Origin of the sequence: Microbacterium sp. Leaf159 (assembly GCF_001423615.1) — a bacterium.
GTDB lineage: Bacteria > Actinomycetota > Actinomycetes > Actinomycetales > Microbacteriaceae > Microbacterium.
Window position 1 is genome coordinate 230608 of the sequence record NZ_LMOU01000002.1, and the last position, 23156, is coordinate 253763.

The 23156-nt window shown below is 68.4% G+C and carries 23 protein-coding genes and 1 tRNA gene; 16 read left to right on the forward strand and 8 right to left on the reverse strand.

Annotated elements, in window-relative coordinates:
• Nucleotide 1: 1 nt before the first annotated feature.
• Nucleotides 2-646 carry a MarR family winged helix-turn-helix transcriptional regulator gene (locus ASF80_RS14725; protein WP_082488402.1) on the reverse strand — a complete coding sequence of 215 codons (645 nt, stop codon included), beginning with the start codon at nt 644-646 and terminating at the stop codon, nt 2-4.
• Between the two features lie 76 nt (nt 647-722).
• Here ASF80_RS14725 and idi point away from each other — a divergent pair, with 76 nt between their 5' ends.
• From idi to ASF80_RS14765, 8 genes are read left to right on the forward strand one after another with little or no spacing between them, the layout of a single operon-like run.
• The gene (gene idi / locus ASF80_RS14730) at nt 723-1244 is read left to right on the forward strand and encodes an isopentenyl-diphosphate Delta-isomerase (RefSeq protein WP_056312530.1); all 522 of its coding nucleotides are present in this window, start codon (nt 723-725) and stop codon (nt 1242-1244) included.
• Nucleotides 1241-2326, forward strand: coding sequence for a polyprenyl synthetase family protein (locus ASF80_RS14735; protein ID WP_056312532.1), 1086 nt, complete (start codon nt 1241-1243; stop codon nt 2324-2326). Before idi ends, ASF80_RS14735 begins: the two co-directional genes overlap by 4 nt.
• On the forward strand, nt 2323-3228 hold the full coding sequence (locus ASF80_RS14740; protein WP_082488403.1) for a phytoene/squalene synthase family protein: 906 nt from the start codon (nt 2323-2325) through the stop codon (nt 3226-3228). Before ASF80_RS14735 ends, ASF80_RS14740 begins: the two co-directional genes overlap by 4 nt.
• A complete protein-coding gene (gene crtI / locus ASF80_RS14745) occupies nt 3225-4826 on the forward strand; it encodes a phytoene desaturase family protein (RefSeq protein ID WP_056312534.1) in 1602 nt (533 codons plus the stop codon). The genes ASF80_RS14740 and crtI overlap by 4 nt, the downstream gene beginning before the upstream one ends.
• A complete protein-coding gene (locus ASF80_RS14750; RefSeq protein ID WP_056312536.1) occupies nt 4826-5170 on the forward strand; it encodes a lycopene cyclase domain-containing protein in 345 nt (114 codons plus the stop codon). Before crtI ends, ASF80_RS14750 begins: the two co-directional genes overlap by 1 nt.
• Nucleotides 5167-5511 (forward strand): lycopene cyclase domain-containing protein, encoded by a 345-nt coding sequence (locus ASF80_RS14755; protein ID WP_056312538.1) that lies wholly within the window; start codon nt 5167-5169, stop codon nt 5509-5511. The genes ASF80_RS14750 and ASF80_RS14755 overlap by 4 nt, the downstream gene beginning before the upstream one ends.
• Nucleotides 5508-6395, forward strand: a complete 888-nt coding sequence (locus ASF80_RS14760; protein WP_235560013.1) for a prenyltransferase — start codon at nt 5508-5510, stop codon at nt 6393-6395. The genes ASF80_RS14755 and ASF80_RS14760 overlap by 4 nt, the downstream gene beginning before the upstream one ends.
• Before the next feature lie 45 nt (nt 6396-6440).
• Nucleotides 6441-8627, forward strand: a complete 2187-nt coding sequence (locus ASF80_RS14765; protein WP_056312540.1) for an MMPL family transporter — start codon at nt 6441-6443, stop codon at nt 8625-8627.
• Nucleotides 8628-8643: 16 nt separating this feature from the next.
• On the opposite strand, the gene ASF80_RS14770 is transcribed toward ASF80_RS14765, so the two are convergent.
• Nucleotides 8644-9312, reverse strand: a complete 669-nt coding sequence (locus tag ASF80_RS14770) for a FadR/GntR family transcriptional regulator (RefSeq protein ID WP_056312543.1) — start codon at nt 9310-9312, stop codon at nt 8644-8646.
• A 250-nt stretch (nt 9313-9562) separates the two neighbouring features.
• Between ASF80_RS14770 and ASF80_RS14775 the strand changes: the two genes are divergently transcribed.
• Nucleotides 9563-11290, forward strand: coding sequence for a 2-isopropylmalate synthase (locus tag ASF80_RS14775; protein WP_235560048.1), 1728 nt, complete (start codon nt 9563-9565; stop codon nt 11288-11290).
• Here ASF80_RS14775 and ASF80_RS14780 read toward each other — a convergent pair.
• The 4 genes from ASF80_RS14780 to ASF80_RS14795 all read right to left on the reverse strand — a co-directional run bounded on the left by ASF80_RS14780 (nt 11252) and on the right by ASF80_RS14795 (nt 13983).
• Nucleotides 11252-11325, reverse strand: a tRNA-Arg gene (locus tag ASF80_RS14780). The genes ASF80_RS14775 and ASF80_RS14780 overlap by 39 nt on opposite strands.
• 35 nt (nt 11326-11360) lie before the next feature.
• Nucleotides 11361-11858 carry an HNH endonuclease gene (locus ASF80_RS14785; RefSeq protein ID WP_056313609.1) on the reverse strand — a complete coding sequence of 166 codons (498 nt, stop codon included), beginning with the start codon at nt 11856-11858 and terminating at the stop codon, nt 11361-11363.
• A gap of 330 nt (nt 11859-12188) precedes the next feature.
• On the reverse strand, nt 12189-13004 hold the full coding sequence (locus tag ASF80_RS14790) for a M23 family metallopeptidase (RefSeq protein WP_082488462.1): 816 nt from the start codon (nt 13002-13004) through the stop codon (nt 12189-12191).
• 277 nt (nt 13005-13281) lie between these two features.
• The gene (locus ASF80_RS14795) at nt 13282-13983 is read right to left on the reverse strand and encodes a metal-dependent transcriptional regulator (protein WP_056312544.1); all 702 of its coding nucleotides are present in this window, start codon (nt 13981-13983) and stop codon (nt 13282-13284) included.
• 99 nt (nt 13984-14082) lie between these two features.
• Here ASF80_RS14795 and serC point away from each other — a divergent pair, with 99 nt between their 5' ends.
• On the forward strand, nt 14083-15195 hold the full coding sequence (serC, locus tag ASF80_RS14800) for a phosphoserine transaminase (RefSeq protein ID WP_056312546.1): 1113 nt from the start codon (nt 14083-14085) through the stop codon (nt 15193-15195).
• 77 nt (nt 15196-15272) lie between these two features.
• Here serC and ASF80_RS14805 read toward each other — a convergent pair whose 3' ends face one another.
• On the reverse strand, nt 15273-15983 hold the full coding sequence (locus tag ASF80_RS14805) for a DUF3027 domain-containing protein (RefSeq protein WP_056312548.1): 711 nt from the start codon (nt 15981-15983) through the stop codon (nt 15273-15275).
• Entirely contained in the window at nt 15967-16347 is a 381-nt protein-coding gene (locus ASF80_RS14810) for a cold-shock protein (RefSeq protein WP_056312551.1), read from the reverse strand. The genes ASF80_RS14805 and ASF80_RS14810 overlap by 17 nt, the downstream gene beginning before the upstream one ends.
• A 139-nt stretch (nt 16348-16486) precedes the next feature.
• Here ASF80_RS14810 and ASF80_RS14815 point away from each other — a divergent pair, with 139 nt between their 5' ends.
• The 6 genes from ASF80_RS14815 to ASF80_RS14840 all read left to right on the forward strand — a co-directional run bounded on the left by ASF80_RS14815 (nt 16487) and on the right by ASF80_RS14840 (nt 23087).
• The gene (locus tag ASF80_RS14815; protein ID WP_056312553.1) at nt 16487-16762 is read left to right on the forward strand and encodes a hypothetical protein; all 276 of its coding nucleotides are present in this window, start codon (nt 16487-16489) and stop codon (nt 16760-16762) included.
• A gap of 10 nt (nt 16763-16772) precedes the next feature.
• Nucleotides 16773-18488: a helicase-associated domain-containing protein gene (locus tag ASF80_RS14820; RefSeq protein WP_056312555.1), complete on the forward strand. Its 1716-nt coding sequence runs from the start codon at nt 16773-16775 to the stop codon at nt 18486-18488.
• A gap of 11 nt (nt 18489-18499) precedes the next feature.
• Nucleotides 18500-20140, forward strand: coding sequence for a DNA repair helicase XPB (locus tag ASF80_RS14825; RefSeq protein ID WP_056312557.1), 1641 nt, complete (start codon nt 18500-18502; stop codon nt 20138-20140).
• Nucleotides 20141-20240: 100 nt separating this feature from the next.
• The gene (locus ASF80_RS14830) at nt 20241-20927 is read left to right on the forward strand and encodes a response regulator transcription factor (protein WP_042539813.1); all 687 of its coding nucleotides are present in this window, start codon (nt 20241-20243) and stop codon (nt 20925-20927) included.
• A 56-nt stretch (nt 20928-20983) separates the two neighbouring features.
• Nucleotides 20984-22678: a sensor histidine kinase gene (locus ASF80_RS14835; RefSeq protein ID WP_082488404.1), complete on the forward strand. Its 1695-nt coding sequence runs from the start codon at nt 20984-20986 to the stop codon at nt 22676-22678.
• A gap of 121 nt (nt 22679-22799) precedes the next feature.
• The gene (locus ASF80_RS14840; protein ID WP_056312559.1) at nt 22800-23087 is read left to right on the forward strand and encodes a WXG100 family type VII secretion target; all 288 of its coding nucleotides are present in this window, start codon (nt 22800-22802) and stop codon (nt 23085-23087) included.
• The last annotated feature ends 69 nt before the right edge of the window (nt 23088-23156 follow it).

The following is a 23156-nucleotide window of genomic DNA, read 5'->3' on the forward strand; positions in this document are numbered from 1 at the left end:
CTCACTCGGAGGACACGACTCCGGCCTGGGCCCACGGCTCATCCCGGAGCGTGATCTCCTGCGCCATGTCCGACAGGAATCGGATGACGACATCGCGCTCTTCCGGCGTGAGTCGTGCCGCCGAATAGAAGCGCTTGGCCTGCTGACGACCGACGGTCTCCATCGCCGCCTGGCGCGTCTCGGGCGTGATCGTGATGGCGAGCGCGCGTCGATCGGTCGGATGCGGTGCACGACGGATGTGCCCGCCCTTCTCGAGACGGTCGAGGAGCTTGGTGGTCGACGCTGTCGAGATGCCGAGGTGGGTGGCGATGCCGCCCGGTGTCGCCGTCGCTCCCTTGTTGGCGCACACGATCAGATAGTGCAGCGCTCGCATGTCGGTCTCATTGAGCTGCATGTAGCGCCTCGACGCGAGGGACAGCTTCTGCTCGGCATCCCTCAGATCACCGAGCGCGCCCATCACCAGAGCGATCTGACGCAGGTCTTCTTCCGCCACACCTGATCGATCGATCAGCACACTGCGAGGGTCGCTCGATTCGACGTCGTAGATCGCCGCATGAGCGAGCCCGTCGGGCGAGCGCGAGCCTCGGTCCGCGAGCACGTCCGACGCCCCGATCCCCCGGGGACTGGCGCCAGATCCGTTGTCCATGCCATCATGCTACACACCATTGGATTCATGTTATGTTGATTATTAGCTAAGCTAGCGAAATCGAGGAGGTTCCCCGTTGGATGAGGTCACCCTCCTTTCCTCGGATGGCGTCGCGATCGGCGTGATCGCGAAAGACGCGGTGCACACGACGGACACCCCCCTGCATCTGGCGTTCTCCTGCCACGTGCTCAACAGAGACGGCCTCCTCCTGGTGACGCGTCGGGCACTGGCGAAGCGCACGTGGCCCGGCGTCTGGACCAACAGCTTCTGCGGTCACCCTCGCCCTGGCGAGGACATGACGGAGGCCGTGCGACGCCGAGCCCTCGATGAGCTCGGCCTCCGCATCACGGACCTCTCCCTCGTGCTTCCCGACTACCGATACCGCGCCGTGGACGCGAGCGGGATCGTCGAGAACGAGATCTGCCCGGTGCACGTCGCCGTCGCCGACGGACCGCTCTCCCCCGACCCCGACGAGGTCGCCGAATGGGCGTGGGTCGACCCGGCCGAGTTCGCGGCTGCCGTCACCGCCGCCCCCTTCGCATTCAGCCCCTGGCTGGTGGAGCAGCTCCCCCGGCTGCGCGAGCTCGGGGCGGTATGACCGTGGCACCCACGGCGATCCGAGAAGAGATGAGCACGCGGGTCGAAGAGGTTCTGCGGCAGCGCTTCGCCCTCCACTGCGAGAATGCGGAGACCTACGGCGCGGAGTTCGCCGCCCTCTGGCGGGCGACGGCAGACCATGCGCTCGGCGGCAAGCTCGTGCGGCCGCGGCTGCTCCTCGACATCCACCGGGCACTCGCCCCCGATATGGGCGCCGAGCCGAGCATCGCCGCTGTGGACATCGCCACGCACCTCGAGCTTCTGCACTATGCCTTCCTCCTGCACGACGACGTGATCGACGGAGACCTGACCCGACGCAAGCGGCCCAACCTGATCGGCGAGCTCGCGGCGGCAAGCCCGGGGTCGACGGAGGAGGATTCGCTGCACTGGGCGAGATCGAGCGCGATCCTCATGGGCGACCTGCTGCTCTCGGCGGCGATCATGGGGTTCGCCCGTGCGGATGTGCCCGCGCATGCGCGGGGACGCCTTCTCGATCTGGTCGAGCGGACGATCCTCGAAACCGTCGCCGGCGAGCACACCGATGTCGCCCTGAGCCACGGCATCATCGCCTCAGACGTCGACACCGTGCTCACGATGAGCGTGTACAAGACCGCGACCTACTCGTTCTCCCTCCCGCTTCGGGCTGCCGCGTTGCTCGCAGGAAGCTCGGTGTCGGCGGAGGAGACGCTGCATGCCGTCGGACGCCACCTCGGCCTGGCGTATCAGCTGCAGGACGACCTCCTCTGCGTGTTCGGCGACCATCGCACGCACGGCAAGGATGCTTTCTCCGACCTGCGCGAGGGCAAGGAGACCGCGATCATCGCGTTCGCCCGGTCGACGAGTGCCTGGCCCCGCATCGAACGGCGCTTCGGGTCGGCAGACCTGAGCCTGAACGATGCCACCGAGATCCGCGACCTTCTCCGCGAGTGCGGCGCGGAGCGATTCGTGGTCGGCCTGATCGGCGACCAGCTGGATGCCGTCTACGCACTGCTCTCCGAAGCGGAGCTCGCCGGGGAGATCAGCGCGGACGCCGCGCGGTCGATCCTGGTCTCCGCATCCCGTCTCGAAGGCCGACAGTCGTGACCCCGCCGTCCAACGACGATCCGGGCGAGAGTCTGGGGCGCTTCAGTCGGGCCGCCGATACGGCATCCACCGAGGTGATCCGCACCTATTCCACGTCGTTCGGGCTCGCGACGCGCCTGCTCGGGCAGCGGCACCGGCAGCACGTGCGGAACATCTATGCCATGGTCCGCATCGCCGACGAGATCGTCGACGGCGTGGCCGCGCAGGCCGGTCTCGACGCCTCGGCACAGACCGAGGCGCTCGCCTCGTACGTCGCCGAGACCCACCGTTCGATGCGCGTCGGCTACAGCACCGACCTCGTGCTGCACGCGTTCGCGCGGACCGCGCGGGAGTGCGGTATCGGCGAGGACCTGACCCAGCCGTTCTTCGACTCGATGGGCGCCGACATCGCGGATGCCACGGACTTCACCGCCTACGACGCCGAGGCGCACGAGCGCTACGTCTACGGATCAGCCGAAGTGGTGGGACTGATGTGCCTCCGGGTGTTCCTGCGAGATGAGACCCGCACCGACAAGGAGCACGAGATCCTCGAGCACGGAGCCCGCCAGCTCGGCGCGGCCTTTCAGAACGTCAACTTCCTCCGCGATCTCGCCGACGACACCGAGCGTCTGCAGCGCGGATACCTCGGAGAATCGGGCCTCCTCAGCGATGCCGACCGAGATGCCTGGGTGCGCACGATCTCGACGCAGCTCGACGACGCCCGGCGCTCCATCCCGCTTCTGCCCAAGGATGCGCGCGCGGCCGTGCGCAGCGCTCAGGCTCTCTTCGAGTCGTTGACGCGACGCGTGGCCAAGACGCCCTCGGCCACCCTGTACGAGCGGAGGGTTCGCGTGCCCGATCCCATCAAGGCCCTGCTCGCCGCACGATCGGTGCTCGTGACGGCCGTGGAGCGGGACCGATGAGCCGGGTCGCCGTGATCGGCGCCGGAGTCGCGGGCCTCGCTGTCGCAGGTCTTCTCGCCAGGGACGGCCACGACGTGACCGTGTATGAGAAGAACAGCAGAGTCGGCGGGCGCGCGGGCACCATCGAGCGCGACGGCTTCCGATTCGACTCCGGGCCGTCGTGGTACCTCATGCCCGAGGTCTTCGGCCACTTCTTCGCGATGATGGGAACGTCGACCGAGGAGCAGCTCGATCTGACGCTCCTCGACCCCGGATACCGCGTCTTCCAGGCACCGACCGCCGACGGCCGCCCGGCGCCGTCGGTCACCGTGCCCTCGGGGCGTGCGGAGGTGTCGCGCCTGTTCGAGTCGCGCGAGCCCGGCGCCGCGAAGGCTCTGGACGCGTACCTCGACTCGGCGCACGACGCACGCGTCATGGCGGAGCGGTACTTCCTCTACAACCCGTTCACCCGGCTGCGCGGACTGATGACACCCGAGGTGCTGCGAGCGCTACCACGCCTGTTCACGCTGCTCGGCACACGCCTGCAGTCGTTCGCCGCCCGGCGTTTCCGCGATCCTGTGATCCGGCAGCTGCTGGGATACCCGGCCGTCTTCCTCGGCACGGACCCGCGCACGGCGCCCGCGATGTACCACCTCATGAGCGCGCTCGATCTCGACGAGGGCGTCAGCTACCCGCAGGGCGGCTTCTGGCGGGTCGTCGAGCGCATCGCCGAACTCGCGGAGGGCGCGGGCGCACGGATCCTGCTGGATGCCGACGTCACCGCGATCAGCACCGGCATCCGCTCCGGCACGCCGACCGTGACGGGCGTGGAATGGCGTGATGCCGACGGAGCCGCGCACCGCGCGGACGCCGACATCGTGGTCTCCGGCGCCGACCTGCACCACACCGAGACGGCGCTGCTCCCGCCGCACCTGCGCACCTACCCAGACTCCTGGTGGCAGCGTCGCACGAGCGGGCCCGGTGCCGTGCTCGTGATGCTCGGCGTCCGCGGCTCCCTCCCCGAGCTCCCGCACCACTCCCTGTTCTTCACCGAGGACTGGGATGCCAACTTCGACGCCATCTTCGGCGAGCGGCCCGTCATCCCCTCGCCCGCGTCGACCTACGTCTGCCGTCCGAGCGCGACCGACGACACTGTCGCGCCTGAGGGGCATGAGAACCTCTTCGTGCTGGTCCCCATCCCCGCCGACACCGAGCTCGGCGGCGGCGGATCCGACGGCGCAGGCTCGGACCGGATCGAAGAGGCGGCGGATGACGCGATCGACCAGATCTCGCAGTGGGCCGGCATCCCCGACCTTCGCGAACGCATCGTCGTCCGCGAGACGAAGGGCCCTGCGGACTTCCGCGACGACTACAACTCCTGGCGGGGCGGCATGCTGGGACCCGCGCACATCCTGTCGCAGAGCGCGATGTTCCGCGCGCAGAACGCCTCGCGCCGGGTCTCGGGTCTCTACTACGCGGGCGCCACCACCGCGCCGGGGGTCGGCGTGCCGATGTGCCTCATCAGCGCCGAGATCGTGCTCAAGCGGATCCGCGGCGATCATTCGTCAGGGCCCCTCGACGTCTCGGCCGTCGCCCCCGCCAAGAGCGGAACCGCGTGATGGGGTTCGTGTACCTGGCGCTCCTCCTCGTGACCCTCGGCTGCATGCTGCTGCTCGACCGGCGCTTCCGGCTGTTCTTCTGGCGCGACGCCGTCTCTGCATCCGTCGTGACGGTGACGGGACTCGCCTTCTTCCTGCTCTGGGATGTCGCCGGCATCGCCGGGGGGATCTTCTTCCGCGGTGAGGCCGCCGTGGCGACGGGTATCGTGCTGGCGCCCGAGCTGCCGATCGAGGAACCGGTGTTCCTGCTCTTCCTCGTCGTGTGCACCATGGTCGTCTACACGGGCGCAGTGCGCATCCTGTCGAGCACCCGCCGCCGCTCCGCCGTGGAGGAACCCTCATGACGTACCTGCAGCTCTCGGCGTGGTTCGTCGGCGCGGCGATCGTGGCGGCGATCGCGCTCTCGGTCCTCGCCGGTCGCCATCGCGCCCATGCGGGCGGCATCGCGGTGACCGTCGTGGTGCTCGTCGTCCTCACCGCCGTCTTCGACACCGTGATGATCGCGACAGGCCTCTTCCACTACTCCCCCGAGCACCTGCTCGGCGTGCACATCGGTCTCGCCCCGCTCGAGGACTTCGCCTACCCGATCGCCGGAGCCGTCCTGCTGCCCGCCCTGTGGGCCGCGCTCCGGGCCCGCCGCCGCGCGCAGGTCGGCCGTCGATCAGACACGGAGGATGCCTCGTGACTGCGCCCGCCCGGGCATCCGTCGGCCGCGACGTCGCTCAGATCGTCCTGTCGTCGCGCCCCATCAGCTGGATCAACACGGCCTTCCCTTTCGCCGCCGCCTACCTGCTCAGCACACGTGAGATCGACCTCACGCTGATCATCGGGACCCTCTACTTCCTCGTTCCGTACAACCTCGCGATGTACGGCATCAACGACGTCTTCGACTACGCCTCCGATCTCGCCAACCCGCGCAAGGGCGGCATCGAGGGCGCACTCCTCTCGCCCCGCATCCATCGAGCCACCCTGTGGGCAGCCGCGGCGACGAACCTCCCGTTCCTCGTCTACCTCGTCGTCGTCGGCAACCCGGCGTCGTGGGTCTGGCTGGCGATCAGCGTGTTCGCCGTGATCGCGTACTCGGCGCCCGGGCTTCGGTTCAAGGAGCGTCCGTTCCTGGACTCGACGACTTCGAGCCTGCACTTCGTGACGCCGGCGATCGTCGGCCTCACCCTCGCCACCGGGATCGTCACCCCCACCGCGGTCATCGTCCTCGTCGCATTCTTCCTGTGGGGTATGGCCGCACACGCGTTCGGCGCGGTGCAGGACATCGGCCCCGACCGCGAGGGCGGCATCGGCTCGATCGCCACGGTGATCGGCGCACGATCCACGGTGCGACTGGCAATCGCGCTCTGGACCCTCGCCGGGGCGGCCATGCTGTTCACCACCTGGCCGGGGCCCCTGGGCGCCCTGCTCGCTGTGCCCTACATCGTGAACGCCGCCCCCTGGTGGAACGTCACCGATGAGACGTCCGGCGGCACGAACCGCGCATGGCGACGTTTCATCGCCCTGAACTACTTCGCCGGCTTCCTCGCGACGATGATCCTCATCCTCGCCTGGATCTCCTGATCGCCCCGCGTGAAACCCCCATCTGCACACCCCGAGAGGAACCTGATGTCCAGCCCTGAGCACGCGCCCATTCCGCCGACCCGCGAACGTACGCGTCGACACTCCTGGGTCCGCGTCCTCATCCCCGTGGTCCTGATCCTCGTGTGGTTGGTGGGCGCAGGCCTCGGCGGACCTCTGTTCGGCAAGGTCGACGAGGTGTCGTCGAACGACCAGACCAGCTACCTGCCCGAGTCGGCCGACGCGACGCAGGTGCAGAAGCTCCTCGGGGAGTTCAACGACAGCGACGCGATCCCTGCCATCGCCGTCTTCGTCGCCGATGACGAGCTCTCGGAGTCCGACATCGAGACGATCTCGGATGCCGTGGCCGACGCTCCCTCGGTCGAGGGCGTGAGCGAGGACGTCTCGCCTGCTCTCACCTCGGACGACGGCAAGGCCGTCCAGGCGTTCATCCCGATCGAGGGCGACGCCGAACTCGCGGACGCCATCACCGCGCTGGGCGACCAGCTCCGAGGCGCCGCCCCCGATGGCGTCACCGTCTACATCACGGGACCCGCAGGCTTCAGCGCCGACCTGGTCGCCGGGTTCTCCGGCATCGACGGCCTCCTGCTCGGCGTCGCCCTGCTGGCGGTGCTCGTCATCCTCGTGCTGGTGTACCGCTCGTTCCTGCTGCCGATCGTCGTGCTGTCGACCAGCCTGTTCGCGCTGTGCGTGGCGCTCCTGGTCGTGTGGTGGCTCGCGAAGTTCGAGGTCCTGCTGCTGAGCGGTCAGACTCAGGGCATCCTGTTCATCCTCGTGATCGGCGCGGCCACCGACTACGCCCTGCTGTTCGTCGCGAGGTTCCGCGAAGAGCTGCGGGTCGCCCAGGACAAGGGCACCGCGGTGCTGGCGGCATGGAAGGGCTCGTTCGAGCCGATCGTGGCCTCCGGCGGAACCGTGATCGCCGGGCTCCTGTGTCTGCTGCTCAGCGACCTCAAGTCCAACAGCACGCTCGGCCCGGTGGCCGCGATCGGCATCGTGTTCGCGATGCTCGCCGCGCTCACCCTGCTGCCGGCGCTGCTGCTGCTGTTCGGTCGCGCGGTCTTCTGGCCCCGGCGCCCGAAGTTCGAGCCGGAGGTCGTGGCCGAGGAGCACGGCATGCGCAAGACCGGCCTGTGGGCGCGCCTCGCGCACCTGATCACGAAGCGCCCTCGCGCCATCTGGATCGTCACGACGCTCGTGCTGCTCGCGGGTGCCGCGGGTGTGCTGCAGCTCAACGCCGTCGGCGTTCCGCAGTCCGATCTCGTGCTCGGCGCATCCGAGGCCCGTGACGGTCAGGTCGCGCTCGGCGAGCACTTCCCCGGCGGCTCCGGCAGCCCGGTGTACGTGGTGGTCGCGGAAGACAGGCTGCAGGATGCTGCCGATGTGCTGCTCGCCGACGATGGCATCGACGGGGTGTCGGTCACCGCAGCAGATTCTCCGAGCGGTTCGGCGACGGTCACCGCCGACGGACTGGAAGCGGTCGGCCCTCCCGGAACAGCTGCCCCCGAGCCCACCGTCGTCGACGGCGAGGTGCTGCTGCAGGGAACGCTGACGGATGCCGCAGACTCCGATGCCGCGGCCTCCACCGTGCGCGACCTGCGCACCCAGCTCGACGACCTCGACGCTCTGGTCGGAGGCGTCACGGCGACCGCGATCGACACGAACGACGCTTCCATCCATGACCGCAACCTGATCATCCCGGTGATCCTCGTCGTGATCATGCTCATCCTGATGCTGCTGCTGCGCTCGATCCTCGCGCCGGTGCTGCTGATCCTCACGACCGTGCTGTCGTTCGGCACGGCGATGGGCGTCTCGGCGCTGGTCTTCAACGGCGTGTTCGACTTCCCTGGCGCCGACCCCGCGGTTCCGCTCTACGGGTTCGTGTTCCTCGTGGCACTGGGCATCGACTACAACATCTTCCTGATGACCAGGGTGCGGGAGGAATCGCTCGAGCACGGCACCCGCGAGGGCGTGCTGCGCGGACTGTCGATCACGGGAGGTGTCATCACCTCGGCCGGACTGGTGCTCGCGGCGACCTTCGCGGCGCTCTCGGTGATCCCGATCCTGTTCCTGGTGCAGCTCGCGTTCATCGTCGCGTTCGGCGTGCTGCTCGACACGTTCGTGGTGCGCTCGCTGCTGGTGCCTGCTCTCGCCTACGACCTGGGTCGAGTCATCTGGTGGCCATCGAAGCTGTGGCGTCGCGGTCGCGACTGACCGTCGACGGCGAGCGTCAGCCGAGCGTCTTCGCGAGGTCGGCGAGGTGGCTGCGGCTCTCGGCGGCCGCCCGTGCTGGATCACGCGCCGCGACGGCGTCGGCGAGCAGCGCGTGGCGGTCGTCGTCTGCCTGGCCGCCGTCGTCGCGACGGAGGCGAAGCATCTCGACCATCGCCTGACGCAGGCGCGGCGTGAACCCGTCGAACAGCTCGAGCAGGATCGGGTTGTGGGCTGCGATGACGATGCTGCGGTGGAAGGCGGTGTCCGCATCGACATGCGCCTCGATGCCTGACGCGTGGGCTCTGCGACCGTCGAGCGCGCGGCGGATCGCACGGAGATCCGTCGCCGTACGACGAGTCGCGGCGAGCGCGGCGGCCTCCGTCTCGATCGCTGTGCGCGCCTCGATGACGGCGATGATGTCGGCTCGCCGGAGCACAGCATCCCAACCCTCCGGCGCCTCGAGCGCCGTCACGAACACCCCCGACCCCTGCCGGGTCGCGAGGACCCCTCGGCCCGCCAGCTGGCGGATGGCTTCACGGACAGTCGACCGGCCGACCCCCAGCTGCGCGGCCAGCGTGGTCTCTCCCGGGAGCTTGTGCCCGAGCTGCCACTCGCCCGCGCCGATGCGCGCCAAGAGGATGTCCGCCGCCTGATCGGCGAGGGGCGTGCGCTGGATCTGACCCATGCGATCATCCTAACTTGTCAACTTGTCTGAGGAGTTGCTACGGTGTGTCCATGACGCTCAGCCTCCTCCTCCTTCTCCGCCACGACGGGACCTAGCCGACCGGCTCCCCGTCGTGGAGTGGGCAGCGCCGCCGGTCACGACCCGACGCCCCAAGGAGCCCTCGATGTCCACGCCGTTCCCCACTCTCTCCACGCCTGCCGGCGCTGTCCCGGACACCTCACCGTCATGGAACCGTCAGCGACGGTCTCAGATGCCGTCACATCGCTACACCTCGGTGTTCGACCGCGTTCCCGTCCCTCTCACCGACCGCGAGTGGCCATCCAGGCAGCTGATCAGCGCGCCACTCTGGGTGCCTGTCGACCTCCGCGACGGCAACCAGGCGCTCGCCGAGCCCATGGATCCCGCACGCAAGCGCCGCTTCTTCGAGCTCCTCGTCACGATGGGCTACAAGGAGATCGAGGTCGGATACCCGTCGGCGTCGCAGACGGACTACGACTTCGTCCGCCTTCTCGCTGCGTCCGACCTCGCCCCGGAGGACGTCGCCATCGTCGTCTTCACGGCCGCGCGCCGCGACCTGATCGAGCGCACGATCGCGTCGGTGCGCGGCATCCGCAACCCCGTCGTCATCCACGTCTACACCGCGACCGCGCCGACCTGGCGCGATGTGGTGCTCGGCAGGAGTCGCGAAGATCTGAAGGACCTGATCCTGGCGGCTGGGCAGGACGTGCTCGAGCTCACCGACGATCTTCCCGGCGTCCGGTTCCAGTTCTCCCCCGAGGTCTTCAACCTCACCGAACCCGACTACGTGCTCGACGTCTGCGACGCCATGACCGCCCTCTGGGACGCGACGCCCGAGCGCCCCGTGATCCTGAACCTGCCGGCGACCGTCGAGGTCGCGACACCGAACGTGTACGCCGACCAGATCGAGTACATGCACCGCAACCTCGCCAGACGTGACGGCGTGATCCTCTCGGTGCATCCCCACAACGACCGCGGCACCGGTGTCGCCTGCGCCGAGCTCGCCGTCCTCGCCGGGGCGCAGCGGGTCGAGGGGTGCGTCTTCGGCAACGGCGAACGCACGGGCAATGTCGACATCGCGACCCTCGCTCTCAACCTGCATGCCCAGGGCATCGATCCGATGATCGACTTCTCGGACATCGACGAGATCCGACGGACTGTCGAGCATTGCAACGGGATCGAGGTGCACCCGCGGCATCCCTACGTCGGCGACCTCGTGCACACGGCGTTCAGCGGCACCCACCAGGACGCGATCCGCAAGGGGCTCGCCGAGCACCATGCCCGCGCGGAGGCGCTGGGTACGGACGCTCGCGAACAGCGGTGGCTCGTGCCGTACCTGCCGATCGACCCTGCCGACATCGGACGCGACTACGACGCGGTCATCAGGGTGAACTCGCAGTCGGGCAAAGGCGGCATCGCCTACCTGCTCGAGAGAGAGTTCGGGGTCGAGCTGCCTCGACGGCTGCAGATCGAGTTCGCGAGGACGGTGCAGGCTCATGCGGACAGCGTCGGCGACGAGCTGACGGCGACCGACCTGTGGAGTCTGTTCGAGCGCACCTATCTGGATGCGGCCCCGAGCGACGTGCCGGCTCTGGCGCACTACCGGCTGGACGGCTCCGAGATGCTCGTCACCCTGCGGTCGGGTTCGGACACCCGCACCCACCGTGTCACCGACTCCGGGCCCGTGGAAGGCCTGGTGTCGGTTCTCGCCGAGTCCGGCTTCTCCGTCGAGGTCCTGTCCCTGCACCAGACGAGCATCGGAGGAGGAAGCACGGCGGATGCTCTCACTCTGCTCGAGTATCGCGACGTCCACGGCGCCGCGTGGGCAGCGGGGCGAGCGAAGTCGGTGCTGGACTCGACTTTCGATGCCGTGGTGAGGGCCGCATGCCGGAACGGGCGGACGACCCTGAGTGAGGAAAAGTGCCCTCGACTGGATTCGAACCAGCGACCTGCCCTTTAGGAGAGGGCTGCTCTATCCTGCTGAGCTACGGGGGCGAGGCTTCCATTCTAGAGGAACCCTCGCTCCCCGCTCATGCGGCCAGTGCCAGGTACGGCTCCCACCGAGGATCGCTGCGTTCGATGCCGCGGACCGTCCAGGCGGTGCCGTGCGGCGGCCGAGGCGCGAACCGCAGCTCCCACCGCATCTCCTGCGGTGTGCGGTCGCTCTTGGTGTTGTTGCAGCGCAGGCAGCAGGCGACCAGGTTCTCCCAGGAGTCCGCTCCCCCGCGCGAACGGGGCATCACGTGGTCGATGGTCGAGGCCGCTTTGCCGCAGTATCCGCAGCGATGGTTGTCGCGACGCAGGACTCCCCGCCGGGTCACAGGCACCCGCCGGCTGATGGGAATGCGGACATAGCGCGAGAGGACGATGACGGCGGGGCGATCGTAGACTCCGTGGCTGCCCCAGACGGGGTCGTCCTCGATGTGTTCGATCACGGTCGCCTTGTCGTTCATGACCAGGACCAGGGCTCTCTTGAACGACACGATCGCGAGCGGTTCGTATCCTGCGTTCAGTACAAGTGTGCGCATCGTCATCCTCTCGATCCGCCGGGACGGCTTCCCGGCACTCTCGACTCACACGAAGCCGCACAGGACGGAAGCGTTCGCGGGGATGCAAAAAAGGCGCTGTCTACAGACAGCGCCTCATGCGCACGGCAACACCGTGGCTTCCCTGCGGACGATGCAGAAGGACGTGACGACCGAGGGCATCCATGGTTCGGATGTTCGGTATTCGCTCCATCAGCTTCTCCCGACTATGCGACAACGGGTTCAGGCTAACCCATCAGGAGCGCGCGAAGGCCAAACAGCGGATGAACGCCCGGAGGCGTGTCCGAAAAGGAGCAGCGGGCAGAGGAGGTCTCAGCCGGCGTTGGCGGCGAGCCAGGCGATCGGCTCCATGAGCCCGCCGTTGACGTGCACCTCGAAGTGGAGGTGGTTCGCGGTCGAACGTCCGGTGCTGCCGACGAAGCCGATGAGCTGACCTGCGGCGACGGTCTCGCCGGCCTGGACCTGACGCGAGCCGTAGATCATGTGACCGTACGTGGTCTGCACGCGCTGGCCACCCACGACGCTGTCGAGCATGACGCAGACGCCGTATCCGCCGATGCTCTCGGCGGAGGCGCGGACGACGCCAGCGGCTGCCGCGTAGATCGGGGTTCCGGCCGGGGCCAGCATGTCGGCGCCCTGGTGCGCTCCGCCGACGGTGCGGCTGACGCTGTAGGAGCCCTGAGGCAGCGGGTAGCGGACCTCGCCCGAACCGGGCGAGACGAGAGCATAGTTGCCGATGTTGAAGCTGCTGGACGATGCCGTCGTGGCGGAGGCGGCAGCGGCGGCACGCGCGGCGGCGGCCTCTTCTGCCTTCTTCTTCTCGATCTCGTCGGGGGTGGTGGCGGTGAACGTGCCACGGCTGAGCGAAGCGGCGGTCGCATCGGAGGCGACGACGAGCGACTGCGCGTCGACGGCGGCGAGCTGCTGGACGGTCGCGGTCGCCTCTGAGGGCTTCGTCGCGGCGTACGCGGGAAGAGCGACGGCGGCGACGAGAGCACCGACGGCCCCGAAGATGGCGACCGAACGCAGGGGCTTCACGACCTTGCGTGCGTCGACCCTGCCGCGGGAGCGGCGGGCGACTGCTCGATCTTCAGTTGTCTTCGCGGGCGATTCGATGTCTTTTGCCAAAACCTGATCCTCCTGCGCCTGCACGCTCGGGTAGCGCTGGCTCGTCGGCACTCTGCTCTCGGGGCACCATGTAGCTCGGGTACGTTGTGCGGTCTGACCGGGAGGGCGACGAGCCTGGAAGGCGAATCCTCTCGGGTGTCGTCAGCGGGCTTCTTCGACGACCTGTCCGAGGTTACCGGAAGATAACGATCCTGTCACCCCGTGAACCTGGCAATCCTCGGAGAGGCGGAATCACGCGGTTCTCGGGGCCGCTTCGCCCCTGAATCACGGCTCGAGGTCAGGCCGGCTCACCCACGAGGAAGATGTGGGACGCGAGTTCGACGGGAAGCTCGAGCCCGTCTTCCTTGCCCTCCATCTGGATCAGCACGTAGCCCTCGTTGAAGCGGTAGTCGCCCTTGGCGCCGGGAACGACTCCTGCATCACGAAGCTGTTCGAGAAGTTCGGGGTCGACCTGAGCGGGCTCGGCGAGGCGACGGACGGTGCCCTCGATCGGAGCGCCGGCGGCGTTCAGCTTCTGCACGAGGCCGATGACGCCCTCGTCGAACGTGCGGGCGGGGGTGTCGCCCAGCTGGTCGAGCCCGGGGATCGGGTTGCCGTACGGCGACTCGGTCGGGTGGCCGAGCAGCTCGACGAGGCGACGCTCGACCTGCTCGCTCATGACGTGCTCCCAGCGGCAGGCCTCTTCGTGCACGTACGCCCAGTCGAGACCGATGACGTCGGACAGCAGGCGCTCGGCGAGTCGGTGCTTGCGCATGACGTCGACGGCCTTGCGCCGACCGGCGTCGGTCAGCTCGAGCGTGCGGTCTTCGGAGACGACGACGAGGCCGTCGCGCTCCATGCGCCCGACGGTCTGCGAGACCGTGGGACCCGAGTGGCCGAGGCGCTCGGAGATGCGTGCACGCAGCGGCACGATGTTCTCCTCCTCGAGTTCGAGGATGGTGCGGAGGTACATCTCCGTGGTGTCGATCAAGTCCGTCATGTGGCCCTCCGGGTCTTCTTAGGCAAGCCTACATTCCCGCGCGGACATCAGGGCGTCACGCGGTGAAGCGACCAGAGGGTCACGCCGTAGAATCGACGCATGGCGATCGAGATTCCCCGTGACCTCCTGCCCGTTGACGGCCGCTTCGGCTGCGGTCCCTCGAAGGTGCGCACCGAGCAGCTCGATGCGCTGCTCGCCGCAGGGCCGACCCTGCTCGGCACCTCGCACCGACAGGCCCCGGTCAAGAACCTGGTCGGCAGCGTCCGCGAGCAGCTGGCCGCCCTCTTCCGCCTTCCCGAGGGCTACGAGATCATCGTCGGCAACGGCGGGTCCACGGCGTTCTGGGATGCCGCGGCATTCGGGCTGATCGAACGACGCAGCCAGAACCTCGTGTTCGGCGAGTTCGGCGGCAAGTTCGCCGCCGCTGCCGCCGCCCCGTGGCTCGAGGCACCCGACGTGCGCAAGTCCGAGCCGGGCTCGCGCACCGCGGCCGAGATCGTCGACGGCATCGACGTCTACGCCTGGCCGCACAACGAGACCTCCACCGGCGTCGCGGCTCCCATCGATCGCGTCGCCGCCGATGGTGCACTGACGGTCATCGACGCGACCAGCGCCGCGGGTGGCATCGACTTCGACGCCGCGCAGGCCGACGTCTACTACTTCGCGCCCCAGAAGAACCTCGGATCCGACGGAGGCCTCTGGTTCGCCGCCGTGTCGCCCGCCGCGATCGACCGCATCGAGCGCATCGCCGCCTCCGACCGGTACATCCCCGAGTTCCTCAGCCTGAAGAACGCCGTCGACAACTCGCGTCTCAACCAGACTCTGAACACGCCGGCGCTCACGACTCTCCACCTGCTCGACAGCCAGCTGAGCTGGATCCTGTCGAACGGCGGCCTCGCCTGGGCGGGATCTCGCACGGCGGAGTCCTCCGGCATCCTGTACGACTGGGCTGCGGCGTCCGCCGTCGCCACCCCGTTCGTGACGGATGCCGCGCACCGCTCGCCCGTCGTCGTCACGATCGACTTCGACGACAGCGTCGACGCCGCAGCCGTCGCCAAGACCCTGCGCGCCAACGGCATCGTCGACACCGAGCCCTACCGCAAGCTCGGCCGCAACCAGCTCCGCGTCGCGACCTTCGTCTCGATCGAGCCCGAGGACGTCCGCCAGCTGACGCGTTCGCTCGACTACGTGCTCGCGAACACCGGCTCCTGACACCGGGGCGTCAACGAGAAGAGGGGCCGCGTTCTCACGCGGCCCCTCTTCTGTCTCACGTCCCTATCGGTCGCGAGTCATTCCTCGTCGTCGGAGTCGTCGTCGTCGGAGTCGTCGTCCTCGTCGTCCTCACCGGAGTCGGAGTCGTCGTCCTCGTCGGAGTCGTCGTCCTCGGAATCCTCGTTCTCGGAGTCGCCGTCCACGTCGTCCACGACGGAGTCGTCGAGCTCGTCGATGTCGACGCCGTCGAGGTCGCCCGCATGCAGCACGCGCGGCTCCGCGGCGAGGTCCTCCTCGTCGAGCTCGTCGTCATCGTCATCGTCATCGTCGTCGTCGTCGTCGTCGTCGAGATCCTCGTCCTCTTCGAGTTCCTCGTCGAGATCGTCATCCTCGTCGGACTCCGCGTCGTCAGCGTCGCCCACGACCGCATCGTCAGCGGCGGCCGCGGCGGCCTGCTCCGCGAGCTCCACCTGGTGCGCGCGGTACTCGGCGAGACGCTCGTCCCACGGCACCCACTCGGGGGCGAGCAGCGCTCCGTCACCGGGAAGCAGTTCGACCTCGAGGACCGTCGGCTCCTCGTCGTCGACGCGCGCGACCGTGACGGTCCAGAACCACCCCGGATATCCGGGAAGGCGGTTCTCGAAGCGCAGCGACACCGACCCGTCCTCCTCGGGGAGGTAGTCGGCAGCGGGTCCGACGGTCGACGCCGGCGTGATCTCGTGCAGCGCGGCGAGCGCGAGATCATGGGCGTCGATCAGACGCTGGTCCACCTCAGGCTTCGAGGTCATCGGCTACCTTGCGCAGGACTGCCGCGATCTTGCGGCCCTGAGCGGAAGAGGGGTAACGGCCGCGACGAAGGTCGCCGCCCATGCCGTCGAGGAGCTTCACGAGGTCCTCGACGATGATCGCCATGTCGTCGGCGGGCTTGCGCTTCGCCTTCGCGAGGCTCGGGGGCGCATCGAGCACGCGCACCGACAGGGCCTGCAGGCCACGCTTGCCGTCGGCGACACCGAACTCCACGCGTGCACCCGCCTTCACAGCCGCGCCTGCTGGCATCGCTGAGGCGTGCAGGAAGACGTCCTGGCCGTCATCTGTGGCGATGAAGCCGAAACCCTTGTCTTCGTCGTAGAACCTGACCTTGCCGGTGGGCATGGGAGAAACCTCGCTGAGTCGGTGTGGAGCTGGATCGGACGCACGTGTGTGCCCACCTCCAGCCTACCGGTCACCAGCCGCGGAATCCGTAGGTCAGAGTGCGGAACCACGGGGCGCCGCAGCGAGTAGGCTGAGAGCGATGAGTACCAAGAGTCCCGAACCTGAGGTTCCCGTTCGCCGTATCGATCGCATCCTGGCGTTCTCGGCACTCGGACTCGCTGCGGCATCCATCATCTGCTTCTTCGCGATCATCATCGGCACCGCCGTGGGCATGGAGCAGGAGGATTTCGGTGCGGGGGTCTGGCCTTTCATCGCCGCGATCCCCTACTGGGGCCTGCCCGTGGCCTTCGCGATGATCATCGCGCTCCTGATCATGAGCTTCATCCGCAAGGGGCGCGCGGCATCGCGGCCCTGAGGCATCCGGCATGAGCACGCACGCCCGACCGCTGGCCGAATGGCTGTCTGCGGCGAGCGACGAGCAGCTGGCCTCGCTCTTCACCGCTCGGCGGGTGCGCCCGGATGCCGCGTGGAACGACTTCTTCGACGCTGCCGAAGCGCTGCTCGACCCCGGTTCCCTCGCCCGCGTGCTTCCCTCGCTCACACACGACGAAGCGACGACCCTGGCCGCGGCCGCTGCTGGCGGCGAACCCGTTGTCGAGACGACGCCGCAGCGTGACGCTCTCAAGAGCCTTGCGCTTCTCCGGCCCGACGGCGCGCCTTTCACTCCCGTGATCGCGGCGCTCGCCGACCGTGCTGCGCCGGCCCCGCTCGATGTCTCCCCGCCGCGGGCGGCGAGCGAGGCCGACACGGCTCACGCGGCTGAGCGTGCGTTCACGACCGTGGCCGCACTCGCCGACCTCCTGCTCCTCGCACGGGAGAGGCCTTTCGCTCTGCTCACCGGGGGCACTGTCAGCGCCGGCGAGAAGCGCCTGCTGGCTGAATCCGGTGTCGCGGCTGAATCCGTCGATGCCCTCATCGCCATCGCCGACGGCTCCGATCTGGTCGCGCCCGAAGGCCGGCGTCTGCGCACGACCGCGCGCGCAGAGGAGTGGCTGAGGTCGTCCGTGGCCGATCGATGGAGCACTCTGGTGACCGGGTTCCGCGACGCGCTTCCCCGCGGAGTACGCACGGACGACGGCGGATGGCTCCCCACCACCGCCTGGTCGCAGGCGCACCCCTGGGATCCGAGCTGGGCCGAACACGGCGAGGCGCTTCTCGAACGCGCGCGCCTGCTCGGCCTGATCACCGACGACGGCAGCGAACCCGCATGGGCCGCTTCGCTGCGGCAGGGTGGAAGCATCGAGTCCGCCCCACTCACGGATCTGCTCCCGAGCGAGGTCGATCGGATTTTCCTGCAGAACGATCTGAGCGCGATCTCCCCCGGCCCGCTCGCGCCTGCCCTCGACGTGCGTCTGCGCACGATCGCCGCCCGTGAATCCGCGGCGCAGGCATCGACCTATCGCTTCACTCCCGAGTCGATCGCCCATGCTCTCGTCGCCGGAGAGAGCGAAGAATCGATCCTCGAGTTCCTCGAGTCCCTGTCGCTCACCGGCATCCCGCAGCCGCTGCGGTATCTCGTCTCGCAGACGTCGCAGCGACACGGACTGGTTCGGGTCTCCACCGATTCCGAGACCGGACGCACCCGCATCGAGAGCAGCGATCCGCATCTGATCGAGGCGATGGCGGTCGATCAGGGGCTGCGCCCGCTCGCGCTCGTGAAGCATGTCGCTGCGCTCTCCACTCGCGTCGGACGCGACACCGTGTACTGGGCGCTGACGGATGCACGCTATCCGGCGACGCTCGTCACCGAGGACGGAACCGCGATCACCGGCGAGCGCAACCCCGTCATCGAGGCAGCTCCCGAGAGTGCGGCCGACTATGCGCCGCTCATCGCCGCCCTCCGATCGCATCAGGGCCCCGATGCGGATGCCGCGTGGCTGGACCGCGAGCTCGAGGCCGCCGTGCGCGCGAAGGCCGTGCTGCGTGTCAGCGTGGGCATGCCGGACGGATCGACGAGGGAACTGATCCTCGAGGCGACGGGCCTCGGCGGCGGCCGGCTGCGCGGACGGGATCGCGCGGCGGATGTCGAGCGCACGCTTCCGGTGTCGAGCATCCGCGCCGCCACCGTGATCGCGCAGTAAACTGGACAGCTATGTCTGATGGACCCCTGATCGTCCAGAGCGATCGCACTGTGCTGCTCGAAGTCGCCCACTCCGATGCTGAGAGCGCCCGCCACGAGTTGGCGATCTTCGCCGAGCTCGAGCGCGCGCCCGAGCACATCCACACGTACCGCATCACCCGCCTCGGCCTGTGGAACGCGCGCGCCGCCGGGCACACCGCCGAGGACATGCTCGAGACGCTCGATCGCTGGTCGCGCTTCCCCGTGCCCCCGTCGGTCGCCGTCGACCTGCGCGAGACCGTCAACCGCTACGGGCGCCTCGTGATCGAGCGCGACGACGAGGGCACCCTCATCCTGCGCTCGACCGACCCGGCCGTGCTCGCCCAGGTCGCGAACAACAAGCGCATCCAGCCGCTGCTGATCGGTCACCCGGCACCCGACACGTTCGTCGTCGACGCGTGGGCGCGAGGGCAGATCAAGCAGGAGCTCCTGAAGATCGGCTGGCCCGCCGAAGACCTCGCCGGGTACACGCCAGGCACCCCGCACGAGATCGAGCTGGCCGAGGACGGCTGGGCGATCCGCCCGTATCAGCAGGATGCCGTCGACGCGTTCTCGAAGGACGGATCGGGCGTCGTGGTGCTGCCCTGTGGCGCCGGGAAGACGATCGTCGGCGCCGGCGCGATGGCGGCGACGAAGACGACCACGCTGATCCTCGTGACCAACACCGTCTCTGCACGCCAGTGGCGAGACGAGCTGCTCAAGCGCACGAGCCTCACCGCCGAGGAGATCGGCGAGTACTCCGGGCAGGCCAAGGAGGTCAAGCCGGTCACGATCGCGACCTACCAGATCCTCACGGCGAAGCGGAAGGGCGAGTACGCCCACCTGGCCCTGCTGGACGCTCTCGACTGGGGCCTCATCGTCTACGACGAGGTGCACCTGCTCCCTGCTCCCGTCTTCAAGCTGACCGCCGACCTGCAGGCGCGACGACGGATCGGCCTCACGGCCACCCTCGTCCGCGAGGACGGCCGCGAGGGCGACGTGTTCAGCCTGATCGGCCCCAAGCGCTTCGATGCGCCCTGGAAGCAGATCGAGGCTCAGGGGTTCATCTCCCCCGCCGTCTGCTACGAGGTACGGGTCGATCTGCCGCCGGACGACCGGCTCGAATACGCCGCAGCCACCGACGACGAGCGCTACCGCCTCGCCGCATCCGCCCCGGCGAAGATCGACGCCGTGCGCGAGCTCATCGCGAAGCACAAGGACGAGCGGATCCTCGTGATCGGGCAGTACCTCGACCAGCTCGACTCGCTGTCGCAGTCGCTGAACGCGCCGCAGATCACGGGTGCCACACCCATCGACGAGCGCGAAGAGCTGTATCGCGCCTTCCGCGAGGGAGAGATCTCGCTGCTCGTCGTGTCGAAGGTCGCGAACTTCTCGATCGACCTCCCCGAGGCATCCGTCGCGATTCAGGTCTCCGGCTCTTTCGGCTCGCGCCAGGAGGAGGCACAGCGACTCGGCCGGCTCCTCCGCCCCAAGCAGTCCGGCCGCACCGCGAGCTTCTACACGCTGGTCGCACGCGACACGATCGACCAGGACTACGCGCAGAACCGCCAGCGGTTCCTTGCCGAGCAGGGCTACAGCTACACGATCATGGATGCCGACGCCATCGCTGCCTGAGCGCTCCGCCCGGGCTTGGGAGCCCGGGTACGCGGTGGGCGAAACCGCCGCTCCGAAGGATAATCAGCATCCCCATGGCCGAAGTCACCATAATGGGGTCATGACTGATGCGCGCATCCTGGTCGTCGACGACGAGCCCAACATCCGCGACCTGCTCTCCACAGGTCTCAGCTTCGCCGGGTTCCAGGTGAAGACCGTCGCCAACGGCGCCGCCACGATCTCGGCGGTGCTGGAGGAGGAGCCTGACCTCATCATCCTCGATGTCATGCTCCCCGACATGAACGGCTTCAGCGTGACCAAGCGCCTGCGCGGCGCCGGGTTCACCGCTCCGATCCTGTTCCTCACGGCGAAGGACGGCACCGACGACAAGATCGAGGGCCTCAACGCGGGCGGCGACGACTACGTCACCAAGCCGTTCAGCCTCGACGAGATCGTCGCACGTGCCCAGGCGATCCTGCGGCGCACGATGCAGGCCGATGAGGAGTCGATCATCCGCGCCGGCGAGCTGTCGATGGACCAGGACACCCACGACGTGCACGTGGGCAAGGAGTCGATCGAGCTGAGCCCGACCGAGTTCAAGCTGCTGCGCTACCTGATGCTCAACCCGAACCGGGTGCTGTCGAAGGCGCAGATCCTCGACCACGTCTGGGAGTACGACTTCAACGGCGACGCCGGCATCGTCGAGAGCTACATCTCTTATCTCCGCCGCAAGATCGACCCTCACACCGAGGAGTCCGTGATCCAGACGAAGCGCGGCTTCGGCTACATGCTCAAGGTCGGCAAGTAGTCACGCCCACCGACGTCCGCTGACGCCGCACAGCATCCGTATCCCGGGAGGTCCGCATGGCGCATAAGCCTGACGCGATCACCCGCTGGTGGCGGTCGATCAGCCTGCGCGCGAAGGTGACGGGCGTCACCGTCGCCGTGCTCGCTCTCGGTCTGCTGGCCGCCGGGCTCGGCACGGTGCCCATCCTTCGCAATTCGCTGATCGACAACATCGATTCCCAGCTGCCGGCGCTGGTGTCGGCCGATCTCGCGAACCGCTACTTCGAGGTGACAGTGGAGGACGGCAAGACCGTCTACACTCCCACCGACTCGCCCAGGGACTTCTTCGTCGCGATCTACGACGCCGAGGGCGTGCTGCAGACCACGACCGGCAACTCCGCGAACGGGGCTCCACTGTTCCCCTCGACGTACTCGCCGCTCGCGGTGCAGAACAACGAGGACACCCCCTTCACGATGGAGGGCACGAAGGGAACGAGCTTCAGAGCGGCCGTGGCGCGCGTGCCAGGTGAGGGCGACGGTTCGTTGCGCATCCAGATCGTGGCGATGCCGCTGGAGTACGCAGACCGCATCATCGGCCAGTACTTCGGGATCTACATCACGGTCGCGCTCGTCACGATCCTGCTGGCGGCGCTGCTGACCAGAGGACTCGTCACGCTCACCTTCCGCAGGCTCGGTCAGGTCGAATCCACCGCCATGTCCATCGCCGCTGGCGACTTCACCCAGCGCCTGACGGATCTCGAGCCCACCACCGAGGTCGGCCGGCTGAACAGCGCGATCAACACCATGTTGGATCGCGTCGACGGGTCGCTCGCGCAGCGAGACCGCACCGTGCAGCACATGCGCCGCTTCATCGGCGACGCCAGCCACGAGCTGCGCACACCTCTCGTCAGCGTCCGCGGCTACGCCGAGCTGTATCGGATGGGCGCGATCAAGGGCGAAGAAGACACCGCTCGCGCCATGGAGCGCATCGAGAAGGAGGCGATCCGGATGGGTGTGCTCGTCGAGGACCTCCTCGCGCTCGCCCGCCTCGACGAGGAGCGCGAGCCCGAGATCGAAGCCCTCGATCTGCGTCCGATCGCCCGTGATGCCGCCCTCGATCTGCGCGCGGCCGCGCCGGCACGCACCGTGTCCGTGATCGACCGCACCGTCGAGGCGCCGCTGATCGATGTGACCACGCGCTCGAATCCCGTCGCTCCGGCGCCGCAGCCCCCGGCACCGAGGGGACTCTCCCGCGGCACGCTCGCACGTCTGCGCAGGCGCCCTCGCAACCCGTCGGCTGAGGTGCCCGCCATCGACTTCACCGAGGCCGCGGACATCCCGGTGCGCACCCCGCCGATCGTGCTCGGCGAAGAGAACAAGGTGCGACAGGTCGTCACGAACCTGCTGGGCAACGCTCGCCGGTTCTCTCCCGAGGAGAGCCCGATCGAGCTCGTCGTCGATGCCGACAGGGTCCGCGGGACGGGGAGCATCTCGATCGTCGATCACGGCGAGGGAATCCCTCCGCAGATCCGCGAGCAGATCTTCGAGCGGTTCTGGCGAGCCGACACCTCACGCGCTCGTGAGACGGGCGGCTCCGGCCTCGGACTCGCCATCGTGTCATCGATCGTCAAGGCGCTGCACGGCAGCGTCGCGGTGTCCGAGACGCCTGGGGGCGGCGCGACCTTCACCGTGACGTTCCCCCTCGCGCCGTCGCGCGCGACCCCGGCGCACCTGCTCGAGGACACCCAGCCCCTCGAGCCTCTCGACCTCTGACCGCCACTGCACGAGAGCGTGCGTCAGCTGGTTCTGCACAGCGAGCGGGCGACGCACGGATGCGCCGGGGTGTCGGCATCCGCACTCTCCTATGGTCGGAGCACCAATCGAGAGGAGTTCCATGTCCGTCATCACCGTAGACACCGAAGCCGTAGGTGCCGCTCAGGCCGCAGCGCTGGCAACCATGGGGCGTCTGCAGACCGAGTCCGCGACACTCATGTCGCAGCTCAACCAGCTGCAGGGGTCCTGGGTCGGCACCGCATCGACGGCGTTCCAGTCGTGCGCCGAAGAGTGGCGCGGAGCGCAGCTGCACGTCGAGCAGGTGCTCGAATCGATCGGGCACTCGCTCGGCAGCGCGGCGACCCAGTATGCAGACGCCGACCAGTACTCGGCGAGCCTGTTCCGCTGAACCGGCCGCTCACGCACCCGTGAACGCAGAAACGCCCCGACCGAGGTCGGGGCGTTTCTGTCAGTGCTG